Origin of the sequence: Fluviispira vulneris (assembly GCF_014281055.1) — a bacterium.
In the GTDB taxonomy this organism is placed as follows: Bacteria; Bdellovibrionota_B; Oligoflexia; order Silvanigrellales; family Silvanigrellaceae; genus Silvanigrella; species Silvanigrella vulneris.
Genome location: NZ_JACRSE010000005.1, coordinates 373465 through 391580 on the forward strand (window position 1 = coordinate 373465; position 18116 = coordinate 391580).

Here is an 18116-nt window from a genome sequence, read left to right on the forward strand (position 1 = left end):
AACTCCACAATCTTTCTATATGATTTAATTGCGGACTTTAGGGAGGAAAAAAGAGCAAAGTAATATTCTTCAGTAAACAATCTTGCAATTATTATGGGCACTTGAGCCATCCAATATCAAAAGTTCTTGTTTACATCACTTTATTATTCTAGAAAATGCATTCAAAATATCAGCATATTCTTTCTTTTTAAAGCTGGCAGAAAAAGCCCCGAATCATTTTCCAGTATCAATATTTATTGTTCCGTATATCCAAGAATTTAAAATGCAATGTTTAATCTTATACTCAGGGCGAACACCTTTTGGACTCCAAATTCCTGACGTGATTGTCTTTTGCCCATAACTTGTTTCTTCTTGGTAATATTGAATAATTTTTTTATCTGGATGTTCTCTCTTGACCTTTTCTATTACTTTAGGAAAGTTTTTTCTGCATCCTGCAATGACTTCTGGATCATTTTTAACGTGCACTGGTCTCAGTTTGACTTTTCTTAAACCTATTTTCTTACAAAACGAATAAATGCCAGATCTACTAAACTTCTTGCCATTATTCTTAAGTATAAGATTTTTAATAATTTCAACATGAACAACTTTTGCTTGAGATTCTTGAGAACTTTGCAATGAACATTAATATATTTGACAAATGATTAACATGAATTTTTTTACCAATGGAATTATTTTATAAAAACTTTTAATAAAACGAGTGACTTTTTCTTCCAAAACATTAACTGGGTCATTATCAACAATATTTATTTTAAGGTGGCGGATAAAAAAAAAGATCAATTAAAGATAATGAATAATAAAAAAAATTGAAACTATATAACGCTCACTTTGGTCGATACAGAATTTTTGTTGGCATGCATAACATAATTTATAAGAGGGAAGAAAAAATGTTTTGATCTAATTTCAATTGAGTCAAGTGGGTTTAAAGAGCTAATAGAGTCTCGACTCGATTTTGTTGCTCCATAAAAGACATAGTGAACTTGATCCGGAACACATAGCTGGGGATTTGAAAAAAGCATTTCCTCATAATCGACAATTGATTTACTTAAATAATTGCAGCCTGTCTTCATACTTTCCCACCAAAGCTTTTTGTTGGCTCGACTTATTTTAACTGAAATATCAATTTCAGATGCCGGGTTGCCCAAAATGATTTCTGTATGTACACAACTATCTCTTAACTTTGAGTATCCCAATAAAGACTTATTTTCGTGTGTCATTTTATGATCGGACACATCATTTCCTAAAGTATAGCCCAGACGTTTTATCTCCCCACTCGGAGTTACCCAATAAATGATCACCATTTCAGCTTCTTCAGAAAGACTTAATGCGTTTTGTGAATTAATTATAGGTTCTAGATGTGTTTTTAGTGTCGTACCATTTCCTTTAAAAAACCACTCCACAGGCGATGTATGTTGCTGAACTTCAATTGTGCTGTCTTGTTTTTTCGTATTTCCAAATCCGCTGACCATCGCCTGGAGATAATTAGGTGGTCGAAAAGGCACTAAAAAGTCTTTTAGCGTCCAAAGTTCCTCATTACTACAAGTGCTCTGAAGACACTGGGAAAAGAAATTACTTAAGGTAATTTTCCTATAATGAGCTTTTAATAAAGCTTCATGTAAAGTCATTGGCTCATTAATCCAATTAGGCTGCTTTACATTGCTTGCCCAAATAACAATGCGCGGCTGTCCCTTTACCAAAACATTAACACAGCGAGTTAATTCTTGCGTGAGCATAAAATTATCCCCAACACAATAAATATTGCACTTATGTAATGATATGAGTGCATTTGTTGATTTAAAAACAAAATACTTAAAATTGCCGCAGATAAAGGTACTAAGTGAGTGAATATTTCACCTCGAGTTGCACCTATTGCTGCAATTCCTTTACTCCAGAAAAGATATGAAAGCCAGGATGGGAAAATGACCAGAAATAGTATCCCCATAATGTTTCCCAATGTTGGCAAAAAGGTCAATACAGTTGAACTTTTTGAAATCACTTCATAACCTGTGATAGGAACGAGTATAATTGCTGCTATAACTGCTGAGATCATGACAAAACTATTACCAGCAATCAGTTTATTTTTTATTCTTAAAAATGAGCAATAGAAAGCCCAACTGATTGCTGAACCCATTGCCCAAATATCGCCTGAATTAATTTTTGAAAGCTGGGATAGTTCGGTAATTTTTCCGTTTAGAACAAGGTATAAAACACCAAACGAACTTAAAATGACTCCAACAATATTCAATCTTGAAATAAAGTCTTTAAAAACAAAACGATTAAGAAATAACACTAATGCAGGAGTTGCAGACAGATAAATAGCAGCATTAATTGGTTGTGTGGATTTAAGTCCTATGTATAAACATAACGGAAATAAAACTTGACCAAAGACTGCTAAAAAGAAGATATTTCGAAAATCTTTTTTTATTAATTTAAAATCATTTCGAATTCTTTGAAAGTAAAGACCAAGAAGTAGAATTGCTGTTAATGTCCATCTTAATTGACTTAATATAATTGGGTTAATATTTTCAACTAAAATGTCTCCAACAACATAATTAGCTCCCCAAAATATAGCTGCAAGGCTTAAGAATGCGTAGCCCATGTTAACCTACCTCACTTTCGTTGACCAGGTGATTTCGTGCAAAGCCTGATACGATCAATGAAGGTGGTACTGACATGTTAGTTACTTTCTTACTTTCAACTCGTTTCTTAAGTAAAAGAATCGTCTCTTGGCCACTGAACTGATCATCAACAATATCAAAAGCACTTTCGCGTGAAACGGCCAGGATCGCATCGATCAGATTTGGATTGAGGCATCCTACAAAAATATGTCCTCCTGGAATCAATACTCGGTCAGCTTCATCTATGCGCTTTTTTATTGATGTGATATTATTGTCAGCGTCTATTTTGCGATGAAAGACAAAATCGTAACCATTTGTCTTCTGGCTAAAAGGATTTCTATGTGCGTTTACAAATGGCAAGGTTATTCCATTATATTCTGAACGCAATCGTGCTTTTGTACTTCCTGTGTTTTTCACTTTTTGTAATATAAATGGGATTCTGTTTCGCCTATTTGAAAGAATATCAACAGAATGACCATACTTTAGGGCAAGCTCCGTTTCATTTCCTACAGTTGGATTTATGTCCAGTATTTTGAGGTTCTTGGTAGATTGATTTCCTAAAAACATTTTAAAAATAGCTAATGATTCACTCTCTTGACTTAATTGCCATTTTCTATAGCAATTAAGCCACCGTGACTGAACCTTTGTCCAATCAGAAATGGAAAGCACCTCTTCAAAAGAGGGTTTTAGAAGTTCTAAGAGTGCCGCTTTGTATGGTAAATATTGAATTACTTTACCAAAATTACCTGTAATAGAATAATCGCTTACCCAGGTATTTACGAAACTTCTCGTTGCAACAATTGATGCTTTCCCGACGTAATCTGCGTCCCAACCCATCATTGCCTCTCGCCCAATCCAAGAATATTCCGATAAATGAATAGATGGCATATGAGTCATGCCGACCGTTCTAGAGCCAACAGAAGGGCGACCATAAGGATTATGATCTTGCTTTAATAGGCTTGCACCTGGAGATAGCCATGCGTAATCATCAATTCGTAAATTACCACCAGCATTCATTGCAACACCTTTGCCGAATCTGATATATTTTCCAATCTTAATTTTTGGCAATTCACTTGCAGCCATTGAAAGATGATGATCCGCATGAGGATGGCTAAAATAGGAACCATTTTCAAAGTGGGTGGGTAAAATTATATGCTCTCCCTTTCCCTCTTGTATTAAAAGAGGCGCACCGCTTGTATCAATTTGAAAATGATCGTCAGACATCTTAAGATTTTGACTAAGTTTTGCAAACGAGTTTTTCACTTGATGCGCGAAATCGATTTCGTCAGAACAAGTGGAAATTTTTTTTGATTCTTTTCTAAGATTTTTTAATGTTTTTGAATATTGAAAAATTGGAATTGCAGAATGCTCCTGCGATTCTTCACTAAGAAGGCAACACTCTAGTTTTCCGATACCATTTTGAAATGTGCCGTCGAACACTGTGGTTATTCTCACATCCTGATCTTTTAAAGAATCGAATTCAAAATCTTCTACAATACTCATATATTCTTCCCAAGTGTATAAATATTCTTAAGATATTTAATATTATCTTCTTTATTTGATAATAAATAATTATGTTAAATATTTTCATTATTTATTATTATAATTTTAAATATCAGTTATATTTTTAGAGTTAAAATCTAATTTTTTTCTAAAAATGAAGTTTTTTATTTCTTTTCCAGCAGCTCTACACTCCTATAGTTAAAAATTACTTTAAGAAATATAAGTGTTAAATATTTTTAAATATGTTCAAAATAATATAATAATATTTTAAAATAATTTTTTATAATTCATCTAATCTAAAATGTTAAAAATATCCTTATTAATAATAAAAAAGAACATTTTCTATTATTAATAAAAAATATTAATTGCAAATATTTTAGGATACCAAAACCGTAAATTTACAAGAATTTTATAAATAACTATAATAATTAAAAATATATTGTAAAAGCAATTTTCTTCAGTACAACAATCTTGCAATTTTTATGGGCATTAGAGCCATCCAATATAATTAGTATATTGTTTCTTCTTGGTAATTTTGCAATTTACTTCATCTCTTCAGTGTGTGCATTTTGTTTAAGATTTATAACATCATTATCTTTGTCGAAGAATAATATTCTGATGATACTCTAATCTAAACCAGTATTGTTAAATATAAAATAATTTTTAATTTACTAAGTGATTTGCATTATAATTAAAAAAAATCTATACGTTTTCCTAACTCAGTAACAACCTGATAACCACTGGTTATCGGAGGTAGCATGAAATTAGATTTTAACAGACAAACAAATAGGCGTGTCTGATGCAGAGAACGTTGCATAGGGAGAAATGATAAATAGACGCGATATTTTATGCCTTTGTCTCAGCAATGGGAAACACTTCAAACTCTCTTATAAGCACGCAAGTTCTTAGATTCAAGAGTTTGTCTGCGGGGAGTGTTGCTTTGGTGAGCCTTGTTCCAGCTTTTTTTATTTCACTGGTATGGAGTATTCAATTTTGGAATTCTTTAACATTGGTCATTCTTAGCCTGATGGTTTTAAAGAACACGTTGTATGGTGTTGCGTTTTATTTGAGATTTCGTGGACTTTCGCACTTGGGAGGTTTCTAGGGATCGCTGTTGGCCGCAAGTCAGCCCGTTTTAGTGAGTGTTTTGTCGTTAGGTGTTTTAGGTGAACATCTTCTAATGAAACAATGGTTTGCAGTCGCGCTGATCACAGTCGCTTTATTAGCCCCTGCAAGGTTTGAAAAGGGCAAGCATACTGACATCCTAAATTTCGCCCTTGTTCCCGCTCTCTTGTTATCCATCGTCATAGTGATTGACCGATGGATTTTGGTGAATTCTCTTAGCCCGCTAGAGTTCTTTGTTCTAGATAAAGCTATCTTGTTTCCAGTTGTCGTTCTCACGCTTGTTTTATCTGGTCAGCACCAACTCAAATGGACAGCTCCAGCAAAATTGAAAAGCTCAACCTGGTTTTGGATATGTGCTCTCGGACTGACTTGGGGATTGGCTTCATACACATATGGGGTGTCGTTAGCGGGAGAAAAAACAGCATTGGTGACCATGATTCGCAACTTAGCTTACTCAGCGGCAGCTCTAGGAAGTGCTTTGCTATTTGGCGAGCAACTCAGTAAATCACGAATCTTGAGTTTAGTTTTAGTTGTTTCAGCTTGCGCTATAGCAATTTAGCTTCAACATAGCAGCTTTTGTTCTTTATCTTTTAATGTGTTTAATAACCCCAATCGACTTAACGAATTGAAGTTAAAATTTTTCATATGTGGAAATTTCGAACACGAACATTTTTCTTAAATTCAGTAAATATTTTTTCTTCTATACTGTCGGGCTCTGGTATCGACTGAGTCCCATCTCTTTGAGGAAAAAATGGGATTATTTTATAAAAGCTTTTAATAAAATTCGAAACTTTCTCTTCCAAAATTCTGACTGGGTTTATATCATCATCAATATTTATCTTAATGATAGGATAATCATTTTTAAAAGAATAAACATGCAAACCTGCCGATTGTCTACCTCTAATATCTGCTTTTGTTGAGTCTCCCATTTTAAGGGCATGAAGTAGTTTTAAATAAAGGTGTTTTTCATTTGATTTTTCAAAAGCTTCCTTCATTATTTCTAAAGTTTGGAGATCTTCTAAAGTATTTCCGCAAGCTATAAAATTTTTCCCAATAATATGACCCTTCACTCCATTACCTAGATTCTCTCCTGTATAACAAGCCATTAATCCACAATTTGAAATTATTGCAATTTGTCTTTTTTGTATGAGTTCATCCGATTGCTTTAATTTAGCGATAATTTCATTTGGAGTTACTCCGTCTTTTAAATAATGAATTGATTTTAATCCATTATAGGGATTGCATGATCCTTGCGCTGCTATAACGCCTGCTGAGCCATCACCAAATGCAAAATATTCACCTATACATGGAATAGCAGAACATGTGGCTATGCCAAATTCTTTATTTTCTTGGTCGTACCCTAAGATTGAGAATGTCATATTAGCTCCTGTTTTTTGTTTATTTTAGATCTAAGAAGAAGAAATATTAGAAATACACCATAAGTGATAATAATTAAACTAGGTAATATATTAATTACATTATGATTAATAAGCAAAATAACTATAGCTGATGTAAGTGAGGGAAATATTGAAGTAGCAATATTACAAATTATACCAAAATTTGTGAGTCTATTTAAATCCTCTAATTGAGAACAAATGAGCATATAAATATTTCCAAAGATTGGTGCGCAAACTAAACCTGCGCTTAACTGTGCAATGCAAAAATTTAGAATATTTCCAGATCCTATCATATAGAAATAGAATGGCGCAAATATAATACATAATAAAATACCAATATAATAATTCCGCTTAAAGCCAATCTTTAAAGATATTTTACCAGAAACGAATGACAGCGCTGCCATAATAAATAAACTAAGTGAAATTATATACTCGATATTATTATGATTTTTATATACTTTATTAATATATACATTTGGAGTTATAACGAAATAATTCGCCATTAATGTATTACCGAAACCATATATTAGTATATAATTAGATAATTTTTTAAAATTATCTAAATTAAAAATCTTTACAAAATTGAAGTTATTATTTTTCTTTTTATGAATATAAATATATTTTTTTCTCATATAATAGGCAAGTAATGTTGAAAATCCTCCAATCATAAATGGAATTCTGAAGTAAATATTTTCTGGAAAAAAATATTTAAAATTAAGAAATAAAGAGGCAAATAACGACGCTACAGTTGAACCCATAGTAAAGCAAAAAAATAAAAATGATAAAGCAGATATTTTATCATCATTATTTTCAAAAATATAAACAACTGTAGTAGGCACATCTCCTCCGTTTGCAATGCCTTGGATTATTCTAATTAATACTAATAGAACTGTCGATAAAAAACCTATATCTGAATATGTTGGTAAAAATGCAATTCCAAGAGTTGATATAGATATTAAAAACAATATAGATTTGAAGCTTTTATCAATTCCGTATCTGTCACCAATAATTCCATATATAATCCCTCCAACCGGTTTTGCTATATATGAAAGTATAATTGTCATGATAGTAATTAACGTTGCTACAAATGAATTTGTAGTCTCAGGAAAAAATTTCTTGATTAAAACTGGATATAAATATATAAATATCATGAAATCAAAAAACTCTAGACTCCCACCAACAGATGAAATATATATTGTTTTTTTATTAATCATATACTGAACCTATCAATTTTTCTCCTCCAAATAACAGGTGCTGCCCAAACTAGTTTTACATTAAAAATTATTGGAGGCTTTATATCAGTGAATGGATTTAAAATATGCAAGTTTATTTCATTATTATCTGTGAAAATTAGACGTTTAAAAATAGGATTTTTCATTCCAAAAATTTGTACTATACAATCAAGCCCATTAAGTAATTCAATTTTATTCCGATCTTTTTTGATACCACCAATCCATTCATCTGGCTCATAATATGGAGACATTTCATTACCAATGTTTCTTATTAATACAGAGTTTTCATTATTTTTTAAGAAAAATTTTTTTTCTATATTAATCGCTTCAATCGGACTAATTGCTTGCTCAATTTCAATGAAGCTCTCTTTTTCAAACATTTTTTGAGCATAATCAATATTAGGATTGCTTCCAATACCAGTTAATAACCACTCCTTCGTAATTTTTAAACCTTCTTGTTTCAGAATATTTAAGCAAGTGTTTACAGCTTGATCAGAAATTTTCTTTTCTGATCGTTCCCATGAGCCAAAAGTATTGATTGATACGTCATATTTTTCACATAAATATTCTCTATTCAGCCCTAATATTTTTCGTGACCATTTAATACGCTCTCCAATATTTTTTAAATTCATAAAATATCCTATTTTATTTAAGAGAATCAAAAATTAATTTTAAATTATTAAAATATTTTCCAATTATTTCTCTATTTCTAAAATATATAATTCTACTATCAACTAAAGTCAAATTCGAAGTAATATTAAAAGAATATTTAATGTTGTCATTAGTTATATTTAGAGAAACTAAGCTCTTATATCCATTATTTTGGCGATGTATTATTTCAATTTCTTCTGATGGATCTGTAATAGTAATGTCATCGTAAGTAATAATTTGATTAATTGAGCTTAATCTATTATTACGACAAACGGGCGATGATTTTAATTTTCCTCTGGCTTTTATTTCTTGTTTTAGCTCTTCACTTGAGCAAACAGAAGTGAAAACTTTTGATTGCTCATCATACTTACTAAATGATAAATAAAAAACACCTAATTCCGAAAAGTAAGAGTTTTTTACTAATTTATTTAAATGATTAATTACATTTTTATCTTTACACTCTAAATATTCAAAGTTCACATTTCTGCCTTTCATTGAAATTAAGCATGTTTGTATAAATATCTGATAAAAGAATTATTATATAGAGTAAACTAAAAAAAAAATTCTAAATAATTCCAATAAGTTACGCAATATAAGTAAATACATATCAATGCATATTGACATGTATTTTTACATAAGCTATATTGCATTAATAAATAAATATTGATTAGTTAAATGTTATAATAATTACCTTTTATGTGACTGATTTTTTATTTATTTATATGACATTTAGAAAGAAATTGATCGCACTCGTTTAAGACACGAGAAAAGCGGAACTTTCGAGTTATGAAGTATGCGCATGACGCAGAAAAATAGCAATATTTGAAAACTATAAATTTTTATACATTAAAAATCAATATATAAAAGCATCATAATAAATATTAGAAAAATCTTTGTATTTTTTAAAATGTAAAAAAGCGGTACTCAATAGAAAAGAGTATTTATTTGACGATACTATAAAAATAGCAATTCTCTAAAATTTAGAAATTAAACCTGTTATAAATATTTTAGTTGAATTCTGATGTATTAAAAATAATTTTTTTAGATTTCTTAAAAAAAAATGATAAATAAAACTGTTTTAAAATGCAGTGTGATGAGTATCAAAAAATAAAAAAAACAAATCATATATTAAGTAGAATGAAAATTCCGTGAAATACGAACGTTAAATAACTTTAACATCGATTTTTTCTCCGAATATTTTAAATTTGAATAACAGTAAAGCGGAGGTAATATGAAAATCATTTTTAATAAAATTATACTTTTTACATATGCATCAATATTTTTAATTGAGTTCTCAGCGAACGCTGATGATCTAGATATTAAGAAAATATTAATGTCAAATTCAATGAATGAGTTAGTGATATTAGCTAATATAAATAAATCCATTTTAGAAATGAAATATACAGATGATTTAAAAAATAAATTAAATAGAGATTTATATGATAAAATAATTGAACAAAATGAGATTTTAAAGGAAATTTCTATTACACTATTAAGATTAGAGAGGCTTAAGAGAGAGATTAAGACATCCAATATTAAGTGATTTAGTAGACAAGTCTATTATTATTTTCTAAATTAAGATTCATTAAATAATTCACCTCCCATAGAAATAAAATCATATTTTATTTCTATGGGAGGTGAGAAAAGCAATTCTTTTAAGAACAAAATTTTTTACTTTTATAAACTTATTTTCAAAAGATACAGAATAAAAAATAGATTTTAAATTTATCTCTTATTCAAAGGTAAAAATAACTTCATCGTCATAGCTTGAATTAACGAATTTTCTTTTTAGGTTTTATTTTATAAATACTTTCTGCAGCAATATGTTCTACATCTGCAAGAAACATGAAATCGTGATTAAGAATACTAACAAAAACTTTCGAGCCGTGGACTAAAGACTTTATGGATTTTTCAGAGGTCTTTTCAACAATTTGATTTTCACCCAAAACAATCACGTTGCCAGAAGAAAGCAATTTTAGGAATTCTTCGCTTAATTCAACTTTTGCAACTGTCGTAAGCATTTGTTCAGGTAAAATCAATCTGTCTAATAATGCCTGCTCACTCGGTTTTTCTGCAAAAGAAAAATAAATGGCATTTTCGACTGACCAAGGTTCAACATACTCTCTGCGCAGCTGCGTACAATGACCTACGGTGCCAATCGCTTTCGCAATATCGCGGGCAAGGCTTCGAACATAAGTGCCTTTGCCACACAAAACACGCAAAGTTACGGATTGACTTTCTAAGTCACATTTCACGAGTTCTAAGTTTTCGATACAAACCGAACGTTTTTTCGTTTCGATAGAGTCAGGAAGTTTTCCTGTCGCCCGCATATATTCATAAAGAGGTCTGCCGTTCATTTTCAGCGCACTGTAAACAGGGGGAACCTGTTCAATATTTCCAGTGAATTCTCTTAGAACGCCAAGGATTTTTCTATCAAAATCTTGAGGCACTGCAGCTTCAGCAACAACTTGGCCAGAATAGTCCAGCGTGTCAGTTTCTTTGCCCAATGAAATTGTAAAAAGATATTGTTTTTTTCCATCCATTATTTCGTCGGATAGGCGTGTAGACCCTCCCACTAAAATAGGAAGCAAACCTGTGGCAAAGGGATCAAGTGTCCCCAAATGCCCTACTTTATCCATCTTTAATATTTTTCGCACAGAAGAAACAACTGCATGGCTAGTTAAGCCAGCTGCTTTATCGACAAGTATAAGTCCGCTCAGACTGCTACTTATCGATAAGGCCTCTTCCGCTAATTGTTTAGAGCTCATATTTTTTTTTACTTATTATTTGGAAGAATTGTCTTTTTCTGAACTTAGATCAGCGAGGTTTTCTGCGTTCCGATTTGACTCGTCTTCACGTCTTTCATCACTGATTTTGTTAATAAGTGCGCCCATTTTAACAGCATGCTCCACACTGTCATCATAGAGAAAGACGATATGGGGGGTGTAGCGAATTTGGAGCACTTTACCAATCTCGCGTCGTATATAACCAGATGCTTGTTTCAATCCCGCTTCTGCAGACTTACGCTGATTTTTATCACCAAGAATGGAATAATAAACACGCGCTATCTGCAGATCGGGTGTGAGTTTAACGGAATTTAAAGTGATGCCACGCACTCGGGGATCAGCAATTTCACCCTTCACGAACATCATAGCAATGTGTTCGCGAATCTGTTCACCAATTTGTAGCATTCTTTTCGTAGCCATGATCTTCTCTTACCTCACATTAATGTTGCTGCAATTTCTTCAACAACAAAGGCTTCGAGAATATCGCCGACCTTAATATCGTTATAGTTTTCTACACCAATACCGCATTCAAAGCCTTGTGCAACCTCTTTTGCATCGTCCTTGAATCTCTTAAGAGAACCAATACGACCGGTGTAGATAACAACGCCATCACGGACAATACGTACGTGAGAGTTGCGCACAACTTTACCGTCGGAAATCATACTACCAGCAATAACACCAACTTTTGGCACAGAGAACGTGTTGCGCACTTCTGCATGACCGATGATTTTATCGAGCTTAATAGGTGAAAGAGTTCCAACCATAGCAGCCTGAACAGCAGCAATTAATTCATAAATAATGCTGAAACATTGGATTTTGATCCCAGCTTGTTCTGCAACTTGCGCTGCAACCCGGTCTGGACGAACGTTAAACCCAACAATGAGAGCATTGGAAGCTTTTGCAAGAATGACATCTGTTTCTGTGATTCCACCGACAGCTGAGTGAAGAATTTTGGTCTTTACTTTCGCAGTGTCGAGTTTTTGCACAGAGTTACGGATTGCTTCTGCAGAACCATGCATGTCAGCCTTAATAATAATTGAGACTTCTTTTGCTTTTTCTTCTGCTCCGCCCATCATAGCCAAGAGCTCTTCCATAGAAGAACCACGTTGGTTTGCGAGTTCTTTTTGTCTTTGTTTTTCAATTCTGTAGGCAACAGCTTCTTTTGCAATAGCGTCATTGACAACACAGTTGAATTGATCACCCGCAGCAGGGACCTCACTCAAACCAATAATTTCGACTGGCATAGAAGGATCGGCGGAAGTGATTTTTGCTCCGAGGTCATTGCTCATGGCACGAACACGTCCCATAGAGGTTCCAACCACGATGTAATCTTGTTGTTTGAGAGTTCCTTTTGTGACAATAACGGTCGCAACAGGGCCTCTGGCTTTGTCGAGTTTTGCTTCAATAACAATACCTTCAGCAAGGCAATCTCTTGTCGCTTTTAGCTCAAGAACTTCTGCTTGGAGCAGAATGCCTTCGATAAGGTCATTGAGACCTTGACCTGTTTTTGCTGAAACTTGAATGAACATGGAATCTCCACCCCATTCTTCAGGCATAACACCTTGGTCAGACAATTCGCGGTTGATGCGCTCAAGGTTGGCACCAGGTTTATCAATCTTGTTTATTGCAACAATGATTGGCACTTCAGCAGCCTTTGCATGGGCAATCGCTTCGATTGTCTGTGGCATAACGCCGTCGTCGGCAGCAACAACCAACACAACTATGTCAGTGACTTGAGCTCCACGCGCACGCATGGAAGTGAAAGCCTCGTGACCAGGAGTGTCAAGGAATGTTAGCTTATGACCTTTGTGCTCAATTTGATAAGCACCAATATGTTGCGTGATGCCACCTGCTTCTTTTGCTGCCACATTCGCAGAGCGAAGAGCATCGAGAAGGGAGGTTTTACCATGGTCAACATGCCCCATAATTGTTATAATGGGCGGTCTCGCAAGAAGGTTATCTTCTTCGTTTTTATCTGTTTTACGGGATAAAATATCGCCGATGGATACACTTGAACTTTGAATTTCATAACCAAATTCTTGTGCAACAAATGTAGCTGTATCAATATCAAGTTGCTGATTGATTGTAGCCATCATTCCGAGCTTCATTAAGGTTTTAATGATAGCGCTTGCTTTCTGGCTCAATTCCCCAGCAAGGTCATTGACGCTAATAGATTCATCTACGCGCACAATCTTTTTGGATGCTTTTGTTGGGTTTGCAACTTCAGCTTTTTTAACTTCTTTTTTACGGATAGCAGAAGAACTTTTTCTACGGTTTGGAATCATAGTGCGCACAGTGGTTTTTTGCTCACCACCTTCGCCCTCATTTTCAGCGTAGATATCAAATTCTTCTTCAACTTCGTCTACACGGCGAGCGCCTTTTGCACGCAAAAGACCATTCCTACGTGCATCTTCTTCATCAGAAATTCTACGTTTTTCACGATCTTTATCTTTGTCACGATCTTTAAGACGTGATGGCATATCTTTTGTAGGAGCAGCCGGAGCTGCATCAGGCAATCCAAATGGAGGACGGCCTGTTGAAGAAGGAGCTCCTCCTGGTCTTGGAGAAAAACCTCCTCTGTCGCTACCAAAGCCTGTTCCTTGTGGTCTTGCACCACCAGGTCCAGTTCTAAAGCCAGATTGTCCTTGCGCTCCGTCTCTTTGACCGAAGCCTCCGCCTTGCGGACGCGCTCCGCCAGTTTGACCACCAGCGCCATTACCACCTGCACGTGGTTGAAAATCACGCCCACCTGTTTGTGGTCTGTTTGAATCACGTTGGCCGAATGGTTGGCCACCCTGACCAGGTCTGCCAGCACCATCACGTGGGGCATAGTTTCCGCGTGGGGCATTGTTGTCATCTCTGCGGTATGAATTTTGAGTACTATAACTCGCAGTAGTATAACTTTGTGGTTTTACCTGTGGTTGAGGTGGAGTTGGCTCTGCTTTTCTAACAATAACTGCGCCACCTTCATTGGTGCGTGTTGTTGATGGAGAAGTTCGAGGCGCACTGGCTGCAGGTGCTTGCGCAGCAGGACGTACGATTTGAGCTGAATTAGAAGATGCTGGATTTACAGGATTTGTGGTTTGCACAGGATTTTTCTCGTCACTCTCTTGAGAGCGCACAGCTGATGCACTGACTTCGGAACTTTTAGATGCCTTATTTTGTACATCTGCAGTTTTACCGGCACTTGCTTCTTGAGCTTCAGTGGAAGCGGCTTTTGTCTCTCGATTTTCTAAGGTTATTGATTGATTTTCCACATTTTCAGAGGAAGCTTTTGAAACTTTTACAATAGGTTGAGAAGCAACAGTTTTTTCTACAGATTGAGTTTCAGTCTGTTCAACTTTTGCCTGTTCGTGTATTTTCTCTTTTTGAGACACTTCGTCTTGTGCTTTTTCTACCGTTGCTGCTTTTTTAACAACCGTAGTCTTTGTAGCAAGCGTTTTTTTTGTCGCTTGGGTATCGGCAGGGCGGCTTGCAGAAATAGCTTCTGTTTTTTGTGCAGATTCTTCGCTCGGATCCTGTGGAGCCTCCACTTTCCTACGAATAATAAGTTTATTTGCCGCCGCTTTTTGAGCAGCTTCCTTTTCTGGATTTTTGCCCGAACGATGAAATGCACGCAACTTAGCAGCCTCTGTTTCAGAGATGGCATTAAAATGGTTTTTTACCTGGATTCCGAGTTCTTGGAGCTTAATAATGGCTGCTTTGGTCTCAATCCCCAATTCTTTCGCCAAATCAAGTACTCTAATGCGACTCATCAAATGCAGCTCCCGATTATAATCACGCCATCATAGATGGCATAGTAGTAACAAAAATTAACTAGGCCATTATGACTATGACTCAGACATAACAGCGGACAATACTTTAATAACCGCATCTTTGCGATTGACTAGCAATGCTTTCACTGATTTTTCTTTACCGAAAAAAGTTGAACCAAGCAAAGCTGAATGCGCATTGACTTTAATACCTAAAACTCGACCTCCATATTTATGGAGCAAAGCTTCGCAGTGACGGTAAAATCGTTCACTTCCATCGTTGGAAAAGATGAGCACCCTCGAAATACGATTTGGTTCTTTCAATTTTTTACGTGTGCGCAAAGATGCTAAACCAGCTTCTTCAGTTTGCAACACAGTTTCAATATTTTCCAAACCACCACGGAGAGTACCGCAGCGCCGAGCAAAGGCAAGTGCTTGTATCAAATTATCACTCAATTCCACATGTGGAACTTTTACACTTCCCTCAGGAGAAAATGTACGAAATGACTTTTGCAATGCATGAAATAATATTTCATTTTCAGAATCAGTTTCCAATAATCTTGGTAGTTTCAGCATGTAGCTTTCCAGAAAGTTTTACAGGTAGACCTGTTTTATAAGCAATTTCGTCTGCATTTGAAGTCGCAACTGAGCTGAAATCAGAAAAACCAGCAGTATGGATAACTGCGGCAATGTGCTCAGCAACACCTTTCAATTGCATCCAATAGCGAAGACGTTCAACAGGTACCGATTTCACATCAACCTTTTCTGGGTCAAGAAGTGGTTGAGGACGTGTTTTAGCAACGATATCGTCAATGGCAGCTTCAGCTTCTTCAGTTTCGCCAATTTCATCATCGATAATAGGTTCACCTAAGTGGAAACCTTCAAGATCTTCATCCGAAGCAAGATCGACTTGTTCATCTGACTGAGCAGCAAGTTCAGAAGCTCCTTGAATAACTTGTTCAGCTTCTTCAGGTGTTAAACGCAATAATTTTACCAGACTTCTTGGATCCATGCGAGAAATATCTGCAGGATCTTTATATCCTTCGTTTACAAGAATTTCCGCACGCATTTCACCCAATGCTGGAATTTGAGCGATAACATTCTTATATTCTTGTACAAGTTCTCTCATTTTCGTTTCAGAACGGATGTCAACTTTCCAACCTGTTAATTGGGCAGCTAAACGCACATTCTGTCCTCTCTTACCAATTGCAAGAGAAAGATGCTCATCAGGCACAACCACTTCCATGATATGGAGGCGTTCATTCACAATCACTTTGGATGGCTCAGAAGGAGCCAATGCATTGCAAACAAAGCGAGCTGGGTCACGATCATAAGGAATGATATCTATTTTTTCGCCACGGAGTTCTTGCACAATAGCTTGAACACGAGCTCCCTTAATACCAACACAGGCCCCAACAGGATCGATGGAAGGCTCAGTGCTATAAACCGCAATTTTAGAGCGGCTTCCTGGGTCACGGGCAGCACTTTGAATAACGACAACGCCTTCAGAAATCTCAGTAACTTCTTGTTCAAAAAGACGAATGAGAAGTTCTGGGTGTGCGCGACTGAGCATAACCTGTGGTCCGCGGGTCGATTTTTTGACATCGATAACAAAGGCAATCACCTTGTCTCTAATTTTGTATTTCTCACCTGGGATTTGTTCACGTACAGGAAGAACGCCTTCTGTAGGACCAAGATCGACAATTATGTCGGCTTTGTCGAAGCGACGCACCTGGCCAATGACAATCTGATGTTTTTTATCACGAAATTCACGGACAATTTTTTCTTTTTCCGCTTCCATGACTTTTTGCACGATGGATTGTTTTGCAGCTTGCGCAGCTATTCGACCCAGCTGGTCAGTTGGAAGAGGCTCACCTATCTCGTCACCGATTTGCAATGAATCATCCATTTGTAGAGCTTCTGAAGCAGGGATTTGTTTGCTTACGTTTGTAAGTTCTTCATCTGCCACAACAGTTCTATAACGAATAAGTTCTATTTCTTCGGTTTCTTCATTGAAGCGTGTTTCAAAAACGCAATCACCAAAATGCTTGCGTGCCGCAGTCAGAACCGCTTCTCTCAATGCGCCAATAAGAAGTTGACGATCAATATTTTTTTCTTTGCCAACAGTTTCGATAACACGCTTCAAATCTATTTGCATTCAATGCACCTCAGAAAACAAGTCAAGAATTCAATGAACCACTAGTAAAAGGCTCATACTATTTATATTTTTTAGTAGCACCTTGCCGCGCTTTTTTTCGCGCTGCCTCTTTTGCCAATTTGACAGATTTAGAAGCAGGATGAAATGGCAACACAAATGCAGTTTTAATATTCTCAAGAGGAATTTCAAACCTATGAGCACCTTCAGCAAGAACAATAATTTTCATTCCATCTTTATCATAAATATCATTTAAAATCATTGTAAATTTGCTTCTGCCTTCAATCAGGTTCCAAGCTTCAACTTTAAGCATATCACCTATAGATGCCTGATAATCCTCATGATCATATAGAGTTGGCTCGGAGCCAGGAGAACCCACGCGAATTTGCACATCATCCGCAATGAGATCGAGGGCGTCGGTTGTCATAAGAAACTCATGAAACTCGGCACACTCATCGAATGAAAGGCTTGATTCAGCAAGCCTTGGTACAACAAAAGCTTCTACATCCGCCAAAGAGTAGCCCTTATCTAGAATGATATCAACAACAGCTTCACCTTCTTCATAAAGGAAGAGCCAATTGCGCACTCGTAAATTCATAACCCCTGGATTTACCACTGGTTGTGACTTCAGCATATGCAAAGCGGCTCTCAGTGCCAGAAGGATATTCGTATGAATCTGCTTAGTTAGAAGCTTTGGACTGTTTATTTTAATAGTATCATCGACTGGATACAAGACTTCTCCAAAAATTCAATTGGTTTTTGCAATCCCAAACTTTCAAACAAAAAGTTCAAAAGCATGAGCAAAAAACGTTAATCAGATTGGGTATAACGTAATACGTCCAAAATCAAATCAAATTTTTAAAGAAGTGCTCAAATATTTTATAAAACTCCTCTCACGAT

Annotated in this window: 17 protein-coding genes; 2 read left to right on the forward strand and 15 right to left on the reverse strand. The window is 35.3% G+C overall.

Annotated features, from left to right (window positions below; all coding sequences use genetic code 11):
• Positions 1-213 precede the first annotated feature (213 nt).
• The 5 genes from H7355_RS13185 to H7355_RS13205 form a co-directional block, all read right to left on the reverse strand.
• Complete coding sequence (locus H7355_RS13185; protein WP_186648418.1) at positions 214-615, reverse strand: winged helix-turn-helix domain-containing protein; 402 nt, start codon at positions 613-615, stop codon at positions 214-216.
• Between the two features lie 194 nt (positions 616-809).
• The gene (locus H7355_RS13190; RefSeq protein WP_186648419.1) at positions 810-1730 is read right to left on the reverse strand and encodes a hypothetical protein; all 921 of its coding nucleotides are present in this window, start codon (positions 1728-1730) and stop codon (positions 810-812) included.
• Positions 1712-2596, reverse strand: a complete 885-nt coding sequence (locus H7355_RS13195; RefSeq protein WP_186648428.1) for a DMT family transporter — start codon at positions 2594-2596, stop codon at positions 1712-1714. The genes H7355_RS13190 and H7355_RS13195 overlap by 19 nt, the downstream gene beginning before the upstream one ends.
• Position 2597: 1 nt before the next feature.
• Positions 2598-4118, reverse strand: coding sequence for an acyltransferase (locus tag H7355_RS13200; protein WP_186648430.1), 1521 nt, complete (start codon positions 4116-4118; stop codon positions 2598-2600).
• Between the two features lie 1125 nt (positions 4119-5243).
• Positions 5244-5381 carry a hypothetical protein gene (locus H7355_RS13205; RefSeq protein ID WP_186648432.1) on the reverse strand — a complete coding sequence of 46 codons (138 nt, stop codon included), beginning with the start codon at positions 5379-5381 and terminating at the stop codon, positions 5244-5246.
• Between the two features lie 67 nt (positions 5382-5448).
• Between H7355_RS13205 and H7355_RS13210 the strand changes: the two genes are divergently transcribed.
• Complete coding sequence (locus tag H7355_RS13210; protein ID WP_186648434.1) at positions 5449-5802, forward strand: hypothetical protein; 354 nt, start codon at positions 5449-5451, stop codon at positions 5800-5802.
• A gap of 82 nt (positions 5803-5884) precedes the next feature.
• Here H7355_RS13210 and H7355_RS13215 read toward each other — a convergent pair whose 3' ends face one another.
• From H7355_RS13215 to H7355_RS13230, 4 genes are read right to left on the reverse strand one after another with little or no spacing between them, the layout of a single operon-like run.
• Entirely contained in the window at positions 5885-6622 is a 738-nt protein-coding gene (locus H7355_RS13215; RefSeq protein ID WP_186648436.1) for a DUF1028 domain-containing protein, read from the reverse strand.
• The gene (locus H7355_RS13220; protein WP_186648438.1) at positions 6619-7854 is read right to left on the reverse strand and encodes an MFS transporter; all 1236 of its coding nucleotides are present in this window, start codon (positions 7852-7854) and stop codon (positions 6619-6621) included. The genes H7355_RS13215 and H7355_RS13220 overlap by 4 nt, the downstream gene beginning before the upstream one ends.
• Positions 7851-8504 carry a hypothetical protein gene (locus H7355_RS13225; protein WP_186648440.1) on the reverse strand — a complete coding sequence of 218 codons (654 nt, stop codon included), beginning with the start codon at positions 8502-8504 and terminating at the stop codon, positions 7851-7853. Before H7355_RS13225 ends, H7355_RS13220 begins: the two co-directional genes overlap by 4 nt.
• 13 nt (positions 8505-8517) lie before the next feature.
• On the reverse strand, positions 8518-9003 hold the full coding sequence (locus tag H7355_RS13230) for a hypothetical protein (RefSeq protein WP_130612008.1): 486 nt from the start codon (positions 9001-9003) through the stop codon (positions 8518-8520).
• A gap of 751 nt (positions 9004-9754) precedes the next feature.
• Between H7355_RS13230 and H7355_RS13235 the strand changes: the two genes are divergently transcribed.
• Positions 9755-10066: a hypothetical protein gene (locus H7355_RS13235; protein WP_130612010.1), complete on the forward strand. Its 312-nt coding sequence runs from the start codon at positions 9755-9757 to the stop codon at positions 10064-10066.
• Positions 10067-10295: 229 nt separating this feature from the next.
• Here H7355_RS13235 and truB read toward each other — a convergent pair whose 3' ends face one another.
• The 6 genes from truB to H7355_RS13265 all read right to left on the reverse strand — a co-directional run bounded on the left by truB (position 10296) and on the right by H7355_RS13265 (position 17949).
• On the reverse strand, positions 10296-11291 hold the full coding sequence (gene truB, locus H7355_RS13240) for a tRNA pseudouridine(55) synthase TruB (protein ID WP_186648442.1): 996 nt from the start codon (positions 11289-11291) through the stop codon (positions 10296-10298).
• A 15-nt stretch (positions 11292-11306) separates the two neighbouring features.
• A complete protein-coding gene (rbfA, locus tag H7355_RS13245; RefSeq protein ID WP_186648444.1) occupies positions 11307-11729 on the reverse strand; it encodes a 30S ribosome-binding factor RbfA in 423 nt (140 codons plus the stop codon).
• A 14-nt stretch (positions 11730-11743) separates the two neighbouring features.
• Positions 11744-15064, reverse strand: coding sequence for a translation initiation factor IF-2 (gene infB / locus H7355_RS13250; RefSeq protein WP_186648445.1), 3321 nt, complete (start codon positions 15062-15064; stop codon positions 11744-11746).
• Between the two features lie 75 nt (positions 15065-15139).
• Positions 15140-15637, reverse strand: coding sequence for a hypothetical protein (locus H7355_RS13255; RefSeq protein WP_130612022.1), 498 nt, complete (start codon positions 15635-15637; stop codon positions 15140-15142).
• A complete protein-coding gene (nusA, locus tag H7355_RS13260) occupies positions 15606-17219 on the reverse strand; it encodes a transcription termination factor NusA (RefSeq protein WP_186648446.1) in 1614 nt (537 codons plus the stop codon). Before nusA ends, H7355_RS13255 begins: the two co-directional genes overlap by 32 nt.
• Before the next feature lie 58 nt (positions 17220-17277).
• Positions 17278-17949, reverse strand: a complete 672-nt coding sequence (locus H7355_RS13265; RefSeq protein ID WP_186648447.1) for a hypothetical protein — start codon at positions 17947-17949, stop codon at positions 17278-17280.
• Between the last annotated feature and the right edge of the window lie 167 nt (positions 17950-18116).

Coding starts and splice junctions, on each gene's coding strand:
- nusA (WP_186648446.1), bottom strand. CDS start 17,219: ATGCAAATAGATTTGAAGCGTGTTATCGAAACTGTTGGCAAAGAAAAA.
- H7355_RS13205 (WP_186648432.1), bottom strand. CDS start 5,381: ATGTCAGTATGCTTGCCCTTTTCAAACCTTGCAGGGGCTAATAAAGCG.
- H7355_RS13190 (WP_186648419.1), bottom strand. CDS start 1,730: ATGCTCACGCAAGAATTAACTCGCTGTGTTAATGTTTTGGTAAAGGGA.
- H7355_RS13255 (WP_130612022.1), bottom strand. CDS start 15,637: ATGCTGAAACTACCAAGATTATTGGAAACTGATTCTGAAAATGAAATA.
- H7355_RS13200 (WP_186648430.1), bottom strand. CDS start 4,118: ATGAGTATTGTAGAAGATTTTGAATTCGATTCTTTAAAAGATCAGGAT.
- H7355_RS13225 (WP_186648440.1), bottom strand. CDS start 8,504: ATGAATTTAAAAAATATTGGAGAGCGTATTAAATGGTCACGAAAAATA.
- infB (WP_186648445.1), bottom strand. CDS start 15,064: ATGAGTCGCATTAGAGTACTTGATTTGGCGAAAGAATTGGGGATTGAG.
- H7355_RS13220 (WP_186648438.1), bottom strand. CDS start 7,854: ATGATTAATAAAAAAACAATATATATTTCATCTGTTGGTGGGAGTCTA.
- rbfA (WP_186648444.1), bottom strand. CDS start 11,729: ATGGCTACGAAAAGAATGCTACAAATTGGTGAACAGATTCGCGAACAC.
- H7355_RS13235 (WP_130612010.1), top strand. CDS start 9,755: ATGAAAATCATTTTTAATAAAATTATACTTTTTACATATGCATCAATA.
- H7355_RS13195 (WP_186648428.1), bottom strand. CDS start 2,596: ATGGGCTACGCATTCTTAAGCCTTGCAGCTATATTTTGGGGAGCTAAT.
- truB (WP_186648442.1), bottom strand. CDS start 11,291: ATGAGCTCTAAACAATTAGCGGAAGAGGCCTTATCGATAAGTAGCAGT.
- H7355_RS13215 (WP_186648436.1), bottom strand. CDS start 6,622: ATGACATTCTCAATCTTAGGGTACGACCAAGAAAATAAAGAATTTGGC.